The 9,565-nt window shown below is 65.9% G+C and carries 13 protein-coding genes; 4 read left to right on the top strand and 9 right to left on the bottom strand.

The window, feature by feature from the left end; all coding sequences use genetic code 11:
* The 5 genes from AC1DW2_RS42880 to AC1DW2_RS42860 form a co-directional block, all read right to left on the bottom strand.
* The coding region (locus AC1DW2_RS42880) for a metal ABC transporter ATP-binding protein (RefSeq protein ID WP_477009109.1) at positions 1-655 on the bottom strand (655 nt) is incomplete at its 3' end.
* Positions 656-657: 2 nt separating this feature from the next.
* Positions 658-906: a hypothetical protein gene (locus AC1DW2_RS42875; RefSeq protein ID WP_063985728.1), complete on the bottom strand. Its 249-nt coding sequence runs from the start codon at positions 904-906 to the stop codon at positions 658-660.
* Between the two features lie 44 nt (positions 907-950).
* A complete protein-coding gene (locus tag AC1DW2_RS42870; protein ID WP_008138982.1) occupies positions 951-1,451 on the bottom strand; it encodes a hypothetical protein in 501 nt (166 codons plus the stop codon).
* Positions 1,448-2,059 (bottom strand): permease, encoded by a 612-nt coding sequence (locus AC1DW2_RS42865; RefSeq protein WP_477009108.1) that lies wholly within the window; start codon positions 2,057-2,059, stop codon positions 1,448-1,450. Before AC1DW2_RS42865 ends, AC1DW2_RS42870 begins: the two co-directional genes overlap by 4 nt.
* A gap of 214 nt (positions 2,060-2,273) precedes the next feature.
* Positions 2,274-2,870 carry a superoxide dismutase gene (locus AC1DW2_RS42860; RefSeq protein ID WP_063985730.1) on the bottom strand — a complete coding sequence of 199 codons (597 nt, stop codon included), beginning with the start codon at positions 2,868-2,870 and terminating at the stop codon, positions 2,274-2,276.
* A 232-nt stretch (positions 2,871-3,102) separates the two neighbouring features.
* Here AC1DW2_RS42860 and AC1DW2_RS42855 point away from each other — a divergent pair, with 232 nt between their 5' ends.
* The 3 genes from AC1DW2_RS42855 to AC1DW2_RS42845 all read left to right on the top strand — a co-directional run bounded on the left by AC1DW2_RS42855 (position 3,103) and on the right by AC1DW2_RS42845 (position 5,639).
* Positions 3,103-3,630, top strand: coding sequence for a GNAT family N-acetyltransferase (locus AC1DW2_RS42855; RefSeq protein WP_477009107.1), 528 nt, complete (start codon positions 3,103-3,105; stop codon positions 3,628-3,630).
* Positions 3,631-3,712: 82 nt separating this feature from the next.
* On the top strand, positions 3,713-5,098 hold the full coding sequence (locus AC1DW2_RS42850) for an MATE family efflux transporter (protein WP_477009106.1): 1,386 nt from the start codon (positions 3,713-3,715) through the stop codon (positions 5,096-5,098).
* A gap of 106 nt (positions 5,099-5,204) precedes the next feature.
* Positions 5,205-5,639 (top strand): DUF2147 domain-containing protein, encoded by a 435-nt coding sequence (locus AC1DW2_RS42845; protein ID WP_085398981.1) that lies wholly within the window; start codon positions 5,205-5,207, stop codon positions 5,637-5,639.
* A 130-nt stretch (positions 5,640-5,769) separates the two neighbouring features.
* On the opposite strand, the gene AC1DW2_RS42840 is transcribed toward AC1DW2_RS42845, so the two are convergent.
* Positions 5,770-6,915 (bottom strand): DUF3095 domain-containing protein, encoded by a 1,146-nt coding sequence (locus AC1DW2_RS42840; RefSeq protein WP_477009105.1) that lies wholly within the window; start codon positions 6,913-6,915, stop codon positions 5,770-5,772.
* 223 nt (positions 6,916-7,138) lie between these two features.
* On the opposite strand from AC1DW2_RS42840, the gene AC1DW2_RS42835 reads away from it, so the two are divergent.
* Entirely contained in the window at positions 7,139-7,516 is a 378-nt protein-coding gene (locus tag AC1DW2_RS42835; RefSeq protein ID WP_166349001.1) for a hypothetical protein, read from the top strand.
* A gap of 4 nt (positions 7,517-7,520) precedes the next feature.
* Here the strand turns inward: AC1DW2_RS42835 and AC1DW2_RS42830 are convergent, their stop codons facing one another.
* From AC1DW2_RS42830 to AC1DW2_RS42820, 3 genes are all read right to left on the bottom strand, one after another.
* The gene (locus AC1DW2_RS42830; RefSeq protein WP_155794867.1) at positions 7,521-7,730 is read right to left on the bottom strand and encodes a hypothetical protein; all 210 of its coding nucleotides are present in this window, start codon (positions 7,728-7,730) and stop codon (positions 7,521-7,523) included.
* Between the two features lie 125 nt (positions 7,731-7,855).
* Positions 7,856-8,578 (bottom strand): SDR family NAD(P)-dependent oxidoreductase, encoded by a 723-nt coding sequence (locus AC1DW2_RS42825; protein WP_354114547.1) that lies wholly within the window; start codon positions 8,576-8,578, stop codon positions 7,856-7,858.
* A partial coding sequence (locus AC1DW2_RS42820; protein WP_477009104.1) for a class I adenylate-forming enzyme family protein occupies positions 8,571-9,565 on the bottom strand: 995 nt, incomplete at its 5' end. The genes AC1DW2_RS42820 and AC1DW2_RS42825, both read right to left, overlap by 8 nt.

The following is a 9,565-nucleotide window of genomic DNA, read 5'->3' as shown; positions in this document are numbered from 1 at the left end:
GCACCTCCGCCGTCGGCCCCCAGGCCACGGGACCGCGCGCCAGCACCAGTGTTTCGGTGAAATGGTTGCGCACCATTTCCATGTCGTGCAGCGCGGCGAGCACGGTGCGGCCCTCGCCGTGCCAGTGCTTCACCAGCGCGAGCAGATCGGCCGTGGTCTTGCTGTCGATCGCGTTGAAGGGCTCGTCGAGCACGATCAGGCGCGCGTCCTGGAGCAGCACGCGCGCGAACAAGATGCGCTGCATCTGCCCGCCCGAGAGCGTTCCGATGGGGCGGTTCTCGAAGCCGTTGAGGCCGACGGAAGCGATCGCGCGCAGGATCTTCTCCCGCGCAGCCTTGCCGATGCCCCCGAACAGGCCCGCGTCGCGCCACAGTCCGGTGCCGACGAAGTCGAACACCGAGATCGGGAAGCTGCGGTCGATCTCCGCGCTCTGCGGCAGATAGGCGATATCGCGGCTATCGAGCCCGCCGAGATGGATGTTGCCGTCGAGCGGCCGGAGGATGCCGACGATGCCGCGCAACAGCGTCGACTTGCCGGCGCCGTTCGGGCCGATCACGGCGACCAGCGCACCGGAGGCGACCTCGCCGTTGAGATGATGCACGGCCGGATGCCGGTCGTAGCCGAGCGTGACATTATGGAAGTGCACGGCCGCCATGCTCACCTCATCGCCAGGAAGACCACGCCCCAGAGCACGGCGCAGACGGCAAGCGCGGCCGCGAGGCGGCCGGCCATGGTCATGCGCAGGATCGACCAGGGCGCGTCCTGCGCCGGATGGGGCGAGGCCGCATCATGGACATGGGCGTGGGTGTGGTCGTGCCCATGCGAATGCCCGTCGCCATGAGAATGGTCATGGGACTGGCCATGAACGTGGTCGTGGTGATGAGCGTGGGACGCGGCGGGAACCATGCCGACGACGTTATATTATAACATTACCCCTGTCCACGGCCGGCTCAGGGCTTGCCGATCACCATCGCGATGGCGGCGGCGACGAACGGGAACGGCACCGAGACGGCGCAGCGGAACCAGACGAACCGGGCCGGCATGAACGGGATTTCCCATAAAATCACCCGCTGGAAGGCGAACAGGGCCCAGGCGACGACGTAGGCAACCACCTGCGGCACCCCACCGCCCGACTTCAGCGCCACCGTGCCGATGGAGAAGCCGATCACGGGTCCGCCGGGGGTGGCGGCGCCGGCGACCACGGCGGTCGCAACCCCGAGCCAGCCGCTGTCCGGCCCGAGCCAGCCGGTGATCACCTCCTGCGGGATGATGGCGGCGATGTAGCCGGAGCCGATCACCCCGAGCGCAATGCGCGGCACGATGTTGATGAAGTCCATGGAGCCTTCGCGGAGCGAGGCCTTGAACACCGGTGGGCCGCGGCGGAAGGCGATCAGGCCGACGCCGAACACCGAGCCCCACAGCAGGATGTCGATTAGAAGCGCCGCGCTCAATTCTCGTCGTCCTTCGCGGCCGGCTGCGGATAGATCCGGACATAGACGAAGCGGCCGAGCGCGCCGGCGAGCACCGGCAGCGGCAACGAGATCAGGATCCGCCACAGCGTGAAGTCGGTGCCCATGATCGGGATTTCCCAGGCCACCGCGCGGCCGTACMCGATCAGGGTCCAGCTCACGACCATAGCGATGGTGGCGCCGAAATCGGCGCCGACGGCGAGCAGCGCGCTCGCCACGGGATAGGCGGTGAAGGGTCCGCCCGGCAGGATCGCACCGAAGGCGGTGCCGATCAAAAGGCCCATCAGGCCGGATTTCGGCCCGAGCGAGCGCGAGACTTTTTCGTGCGGCAGGATCTCGGAGATGAACGCCCCGAGCAGGCAGCCCGCCAGCACGCGCGGCAGGATGCCGCCGAACAGCGAGAGGTCGTGCGTGAGAATCTCCAGGACACCGTCTGTGCCATCACGCCGCCAGACCAGGCCCGCGCTCACCGCCACCAGCACCGCGATGATGATGGTCGACCAGCCGATCGGCTTGCGCACACGCCCCGGCCGCGGCTCGGACTCCGCGTCCTCGGCAGGCGCCGGATTGTTCGGGGAAGGCTCTGACAACGGGCTCGGTGGGCTCGAGGGTGATGCCCATCCTGATTAAGGGCGCCGCCCATGCGATGCAAACAGTACGACGACGGGAAGCGATGCGCATCTCGCGCAGGGCCATGCGAAGCAGAGCTGAATTCCGCACAGCAAAAAGGCGGCCGCGCATGCGACCGCCTTTTCGAGTTCGTCATCCCGGAGCGGCGACGCCGCCCCCGGAAAGTGTGATGGCTCAGGCCTTGTCGAACAGGGACTCGACGTATTCCCAGTTCACGAGGTTCTCGACGAACGCCTTCAGATAGTCCGGACGGCGATTGCGATAGTCGATGTAGTAGGAGTGCTCCCAGACGTCCACGCCGAGGATCGGGGTGGCGCCGTGCACCAGCGGATTCTCGCCGTTCGGGGTCTTGGCGATTTCGAGCTTGCCGTTCTTGACCTGCAGCCAGGCCCAGCCGGAGCCGAACTGGCCGACGCCGGCCGCCTGGAAGTCCGTCTTGAACTTCTCGAAGCCGCCGAGGTCCTCGTTGATCTTCTTCTCGAGCTTGCCCGGCAGCTTGGTGCCGCCGCCATTGGGCTTCATCCAGCTCCAGAAGTGGATGTGGTTGTAGTGCTGGCCGGCATTGTTGAACACGGCCGGGTTCTTGCCGAACGAGCCCTTGACGATCTCCTCAAGGGACTTGCCTTCCCATTCGGTGCCCTTAAGCGCGTTGTTGCCGTTGGTGACGTAGGCCTGATGATGCTTGTCGTGGTGGAATTCCAGCGTCTCCTTCGACATGAACTGGCCGAGGGCGTCATAGGCGTAAGGGAGTGGGGGCAGCGTAAAGGTCATGGGTTGTTGTCCGCGACTGATGGGGAACTAGCTTAACGGGGACTCTTATAGAAGGTTCCACCGCCGTTAAATACCGCCAATTTGCGAAATTGCGTGATGCGGCCGATTGGCCGGATTGCATAAAATCGACGCATCGTGGGGCGCGCTTCGACAGGCCGTAAAATATCATTGCCTTTGAGGCGCTTATGGCAGAACGAACGCACCACGGCGCGGAGATGCGGAAGAGAGAGCGATGAGCATCGAAATCGACATTCTGAACGGCGACGCCTCGTGGCCGATCGCAAAGCCGCTGCTCAGCGCGGTCTGGGGCCAAGACGCCGCGGAGAAGCCAGCCTGGGCTCACATCAAATGGGCAAATGCGGACCTTCGCGTGCTGATCGAAACGCCCGAGGACGGCCTAGTCTGCCATGTCGGCGTCTACTTCCGCACCGTCACCTGGAACGGGCAGAAGATCCATGTCGGCGGCATCGGCGGCGTCTGCACGCGCGAGGACCGGCGCGGTCGCGGCTACGCGACCATGGCGATCGACGCAGCCATCCACACCATGCGCGCCAACGAGGCGGTCCGTTTCGGGCTGCTGTTCTCCGAACTGAACAATTTTGCGTTCTACGAAGCCCGCAGCTGGCTGCCCTTCAAGGGCGAGGTCTATTGCGAGCAGCCGGAGGGTCGGATCCGCTTCGACTACTTGGCGCCGTACGTCTTCAACATCGTCCGCACGCCGACGCTGGGCACCATCGACCTATGCGGCCTGCCCTGGTGAGCCCTGCGTGAGGGGAGGACTGGCGCGAGGATGCTGCGCCCTATAAGATGTCGATCATCATCCAATATTCCGCCCGGTGAACATGACGATCGACGCCTCCGCAGACGCCGCGCCGCCACGTGCACCGGTCGCTTCCCCCATTGCGAGCCTGCTGACGGCGCCGATCCTGCCGACGCTGCTGCGGCTCGCGATCCCCAACATGATCGCGATGGTCGGCAGCACGCTGGTTGCGATTGCCGAGACCTCCTATATCGGCCGGCTCGGCACCATTCCGCTGGCGGCGATCGCGCTGGTGTTTCCGTTCGCGATGCTGACGCAGATGATGAGCGCGGGCGCGATGGGCGGCGGCGTTTCGTCCGCGATCAGCCGCGCGCTCGGCGCAGGCGATCGTGACCGCGCCGCGACGCTGGCGCTGCACGCCGCCATCATCGGCCTCTGCGGCGGACTGTTCTTCACGGTGATGATGCTCGCCTTCGGCCGCAGCTTCTTCACGCTGCTCGGCGGACGCGAGCGCGTGCTCGAGGAAGCCAGCGGCTATTCGCAAATGCTGTTCTCCGGCGCGGTCGCGATCTGGCTCGTCAACACGCTGGCCTCGGTGATCCGCGGCACCGGCGACATGCGCCTGCCGTCGATGATTCTGATCGGGGCGAGCGCGCTCCAGATCGCGCTCGGCGGCACGCTGGGGCTCGGCCTGTTCGGCGTGAAGCAATTCGGCATGCCCGGTGTCGCCGCCGGCCAGTTGATCGCCTTCACCTGCGCGGCGATCTTCTTCCTCTGGTATCTGCTGTCCGGCCGCAGCCGGCTGCCGCTGAAGGTCCGCGCCTTCCATTTCGAACGCGCGATGTTCCTGGACATCCTCAAGGTCGGCGCAGTCGCCTGCCTGTCGCCGCTCCAGACCGTGCTCACGATTCTGATCTTCACAAAGATCCTCGCGACCTTCGGCACCGAGATGCTGGCCGGCTACGGCATCGGCTCGCGGCTGGAATTCCTGCTGATCCCTATCACCTTCGCCTTCGGCATCGCCTCGGTGCCGATGGTCGGCATGGCGATGGGCGCAGGACATTTGAAACGCGCCCGACGTGTCGCCTGGACCGCGGCCGCGGCTTCGGGATTGACCGTCGGCCTGATCGGCCTCGTCATCGCGCTTGATCCGGCATTGTGGGTATCGCTCTTCACCGGGGATCCCGGCGTCGCCGCGGCGGCGCACAGCTATTTCCACTGGGCAGGGCCGGCCTTCGCGTTCTTCGGCATGGGCGTGTCGCTGTACTTCTCCTCGCAAGGCGCGGCGCGCGTCGGCGGTCCGGTGCTGGCTTCCACGGCGCGGCTGCTGATCGTCGCGATCGGCGGCGTCGGCCTGATGACGGCGCAGGCGCCGGCCTGGACCTTGTTCGCACTGGTCGGCGGCGCCATGGTCGTGTTCGGACTTTCGACCGCAGCCTCGGTCGCCTTCGCCCGCTGGGGCAAATGAGCGCAGGCAAATAAGCGGGCAGATAAACGCAGGAATGTGATTCCATCCAGCGTTGCACTATCCTGCCGGACTGCTATTGAGGCGCCTCCATTTTCGGGGGCTCTCTATGTTCGGCAGATTCGCCATCCTTTCCGTCATCCTGACTACGCTGTTTGGTGCGACTGCCGCCCACGCGCAGAGCGCCGATGGGACCTGGCTGACCCAGGCCGGCGATGCGCGCGTCAAGATCAGCAAATGCGGCGGCGGCATCTGCGGCCATATCGTCTGGCTGCGCGAGCCCTATGACACCGCGACCGGCCAGCCTGCGACCGACAGCAAGAATCCCAACCCCGCGCTCGCCAAACGCGCGATGATCGGTCTGCCGCTGTTCAGCGGCATGGAGCCCTCAGGGCCGAACAAATGGTCGGGCCAGATCTACAATGCCGATGACGGCAGCACCTATGCGAGCAACGTCTCCGTGACTGGTGCGGATTCGCTGCGGGTCGAAGGCTGCGTCGGCGCGCTCTGTGGCGGCGAGACCTGGACGCGCGCGGGACGGTAATCATCTCGTGTCCCGGACGCGATGCAGCGCAAAGCGCTGCTTCGCAGAGCCGGGACCCACACTTCCCTGGACCCCGGCTCTGCAGCGCACCGTTTCAYGCTGCGCTGCATCCGGGGCACGAGAGTGGTGCTTACCCCGCCATCGCCTTCAAAGCCGTTGCCGCCGACGCGTAGCCGCCGCGCGCGCCGTCGATGAAATGGACGTGGTCGCTGCGCAAGGCCGACGGCGTGAAACAGGTCATCATCGCGGCGTCCTGCTGGTAGAGGCCGTAGCGCACGATGCCGTCGCGCGCCGCGGCCGCGAGACGGTCGCTCAACGCGCGCTCGAGCTGCGGGGTGCAGTCGAGGATCATGCGCAGGCCGTCGTCATATTTGCGGAAGTCTGAATTCTCGACCACCTGGCGCTTGTAGATGTTTGGCACGAAGCCGCCGACGTTGAGGTCGAAGCGCATGATCAGGTAGACGAACAGCGTGTAGGCCAGCACGCGCGCGCGGCGCGCGACCAGCGGACCGCCGCGTTTGGTGCGGGCTTCGTATTCCAGCCCCTGCGGCGGCCATTTCAGCGGCGGCCCCTGCGGCGGCACCGGGCGGCCGCCATCCGGACTGCGCTCGACGAGATGAATGATGTCCTCGATCACCTTGCGGAAAGCATGCGGATCGACACCGCGCGCCGGCATCACCAGCACCGACAGGATCAGACCGCGCGCGGACGGCATCACCTCGAAGCGGCAGGACAAGCCGGAAAGATCGGGCTGCGTGCCGGCGGGCGCCTCGGCGACCGCGAACTCGCCGCGCTTCATGGCGGCGTCGGCCCAGGCGAGCCCGCCGCCGGAAAACATCGCATAGGACAGATTGGCCGACGGACCGAAGCGCGCGACGCGCACGTCGAGCCCTTGGGCGCGGATCGCACTCACCGGCACCAGCGCGACGCGCATCTTCAGATCGAGGTCTTCCCGCACCCAGGTTGCGGTCGCGGCCAGCGCCTCGCGGGCGCGTTCGACATCAGAAGGCGCGACCGCAAAGCTCGCGCCGTCGCCGCCAAACACGAAGGGGAATTCGCGCCCCTCCAATGCGTTCGTCACCGCCGCGATCACGGCCGCACCGGCCATGTTGACCGCCTTGTAGCGCTGCGCCGCAATCGCCTTGGTGGAATCGACGATATCGGCGACGCCGATGTTCCAATCATCCGGCAGCGGCGCATAGAGCGCGGGGTCCATCAGGCTGGTGAAGCCGCGAAAGACGGGAATGCTGCCGTAGAAGGATTCGCCTGATGTCATCGAGTGATGCCGGATGGTTGGGAAGCGCGTCCGAGGAAGATACGAGGCAGGATCGATCCGGGTTCGCCGGCCGGCGCCCCTCTTTCGATTCCCGATCATTGGCCGAAATGCACCCGGACAACAAGATCGCGCCGGCGCGAATGGCGCGATCCGTCATTGATCGGCGTCAAACAGCCGGCCGGAAGAGCGGCTATGGTCGGGGCATATCCAGAGATTACATGGGATGATCGAAGTGCCCGACTTCGGCAACAAGGACTCGACGGCTCCGGTGCGCCGGCGCACGGGGCTCGATCCGCTCAGCGCGGTGAAGATGCCGGAAGCACTGACCGCGGCTGTCGACGCCTGGGCTGAAGCTCATCACTTGTCGCGTTCGGCTGCGATCTGCAAGCTGGTCGAACTGGGCCTGAAGGTCGCGCCCCCGGCATTCTCGTCGGCCCAGCCGGTCGCATCCGACGCCACCAGGATCGAGGCGCTGGCCGTGCACGAGATCGAGCGGCTGCTCGACCCCGCATTGCCAACGGACGAACGCGAACGCCGCATCCGCCGCCTGACCGAAGGGCCGCCGGAATTTTCACGCGAGCGGATTGACCTGCCGAAGTGAACGCCTAGTGCAGCTTTTCGTCCTCGCGCTTGCGCAGGGCGTCGAGAGAGAGGTCGTGGCAGCCGACCAGGCGCACGAATTGCTGCGGATACATTTCATGACCGTGTCCGCCGGAATTCTGATGCGTCATCGGGGGGCAATGGACATCGTCCGGCTTCGCGCGAGGCTCCTCGATCCGGGCTTGATTTGAAGCGGTCATGTTTGAAGTGGCCATGGACTGCTCCCTGTCGATTGGGGCAGATCGATTGACATAACCCAACCGATTGCGGGGCATCTTACGACCAATTCCGGCTTGATGTCATCGCCCGGATCAACTCAATTGTGGCGGCGGAGTTCCGCTTACGCCGTATTCCCCGCATCGATCGTGAACACGGTGCCGGTGACGTTGCGACCGCCCTCGCCGAGGAGATATTCGACCATGCGCGCGACATCATCGGTCTCCGGCAGGCGACGCAGCGCGCTGCGGCCGGCGATGCGCTTGCGTCCTTCGTCGGAGAGATTGTGGGTCAGCTCGGTGTCGATGAAGCCCGGCGCAATCGCATTCACGGTGATGCCGAGCTTGCCGACCTCGCGCGCGAGCGAGCGGGTGAAGCCGGTGGCGGCGGCCTTGGTCGCGCCGTAGACGGACAGGCCGTTGTAGCCCGTGGTCGCGATGATCGAGGACATATTGATGATGCGGCCGGCGCCGTCGGCCATCATCTGGCGCGCGACATATTTGGAGAGGATGATCGGCGACAGCACGTTGAGCTGCACCAGCGCCTCGATTTCGGAATTGTGCATGGTGGCGAGCAGGCCTTCGGTGCCGAGGCCGGCATTGTTGACGAGGCCGTAGATCGGGCCGAACTCGTCGCGGATAAGCTTCGCGAAGGCCGGGATCGCGTCGATCACGGCGAGGTCGCAGGCGCGGAAATGCAGGCGCCCTTCGGAGGGGCCGATCGCCGCCCTGAGCTCGTCGCTCTCGCGCCGTGCCGCCGCAATCACGTTATAGCCGGCATCAGCCAGCCGCCTGCCGATCGCAAGGCCGATGCCGCGGCTGCCGCCGGTGACGAGGACATTATGCATCGGTGCGCGCCAGTTTTCCGGCCGGGGTGACGTCGAGTGCATCGACGAAGCGGATCACCGCCGGCACCTTGTGGGACGCGAGCTGCGCGCGGCATTGATCCAGGATCTGGTCGCGGATCTCCTTCACCCGCGCCTGATCGGTGCCGTCGGCAAGGATCACGTCGGCGACGACGATGCCGCCGGTGATCGGGCTGCGGCGCGATTTCGCCCGCGACATCCGCACGTCGGAATGACGATTGATGACCGCCTCGATCTCCTCGGGGTGAACCTTCAACCCGCCGATATTGATGATGCCGCCGCGGCGGCCGACGAAATAATAGCGGTCGCCGCGCAACTCGACGATGTCGCCGCTGTCGACGAACCCGTCGGCATCGGTCAGCGCGGCTACATTGCGGCCGATGTAAGCATGCGCCGTGCGCGTCGAGCGGATGCGCAGCGAGCCGTCGACGACCTTCATCTCGACGCCGTTGCGGTTGCCGAGATAATCAGCCGGAAAGCCCTCCAGCCCGTCATTGACGGCAAAGCCGACGCCTGCCTCGGTCGAGGCATAGGCGTGACCGACGGAGGAATTGGGGAACGCGGCCTTCAGGCCGTCGAGCACCGCCTGGTCGGCGATCTCGCCGGACAGACGGACGTATCCCGGCGTGAAATGTGCTGCCGAGCCGCTCATCAAGAGCTTGCGCCAGTGCGATGGCGTGCCGGAGATATGGGTGACGCCGCGCGCGTTCAGGCGCGCGACGTGGTCGCCGAGCGCTTCATGCGGATCGGACAGCACCATCGAGCCGCCGGAGAGAACCGCGCGCAGGAAAATCTGCAGGCCGCCATAGCGGCGAATGTCGTAGAATGTCGCCCAGACCGGCGCGGGTCCGCGCGCAGGGCCTTCGGCGACGATGGCGCCCGTCAATGCTTCCAGCGTATGGCCKGCGATTTTTGGTACGCCCGACGTGCCGGACGTCAGCATCAGCCATTCGGTGGCGCGTTCGGTCC

Source organism: Bradyrhizobium sp. P3_C3 (assembly GCF_056402655.1).
This window is presented reverse-complemented; position numbering and strand designations above follow the sequence as displayed.

Excerpts from the sequence above, each read along its gene's own strand:
- AC1DW2_RS42830 (WP_155794867.1), bottom strand. The coding sequence starts at position 7,730 with ATGGCCACTTCAAACATGACCGCTTCAAATCAAGCCCGGATCGAGGAG.
- AC1DW2_RS42855 (WP_477009107.1), top strand. The coding sequence starts at position 3,103 with ATGAGCATCGAAATCGACATTCTGAACGGCGACGCCTCGTGGCCGATC.
- AC1DW2_RS42850 (WP_477009106.1), top strand. The coding sequence starts at position 3,713 with ATGACGATCGACGCCTCCGCAGACGCCGCGCCGCCACGTGCACCGGTC.
- AC1DW2_RS42825 (WP_354114547.1), bottom strand. The coding sequence starts at position 8,578 with ATGCATAATGTCCTCGTCACCGGCGGCAGCCGCGGCATCGGCCTTGCG.
- AC1DW2_RS42875 (WP_063985728.1), bottom strand. The coding sequence starts at position 906 with ATGGTTCCCGCCGCGTCCCACGCTCATCACCACGACCACGTTCATGGC.
- AC1DW2_RS42860 (WP_063985730.1), bottom strand. The coding sequence starts at position 2,870 with ATGACCTTTACGCTGCCCCCACTCCCTTACGCCTATGACGCCCTCGGC.
- AC1DW2_RS42835 (WP_166349001.1), top strand. The coding sequence starts at position 7,139 with ATGATCGAAGTGCCCGACTTCGGCAACAAGGACTCGACGGCTCCGGTG.
- AC1DW2_RS42840 (WP_477009105.1), bottom strand. The coding sequence starts at position 6,915 with ATGACATCAGGCGAATCCTTCTACGGCAGCATTCCCGTCTTTCGCGGC.
- AC1DW2_RS42845 (WP_085398981.1), top strand. The coding sequence starts at position 5,205 with ATGTTCGGCAGATTCGCCATCCTTTCCGTCATCCTGACTACGCTGTTT.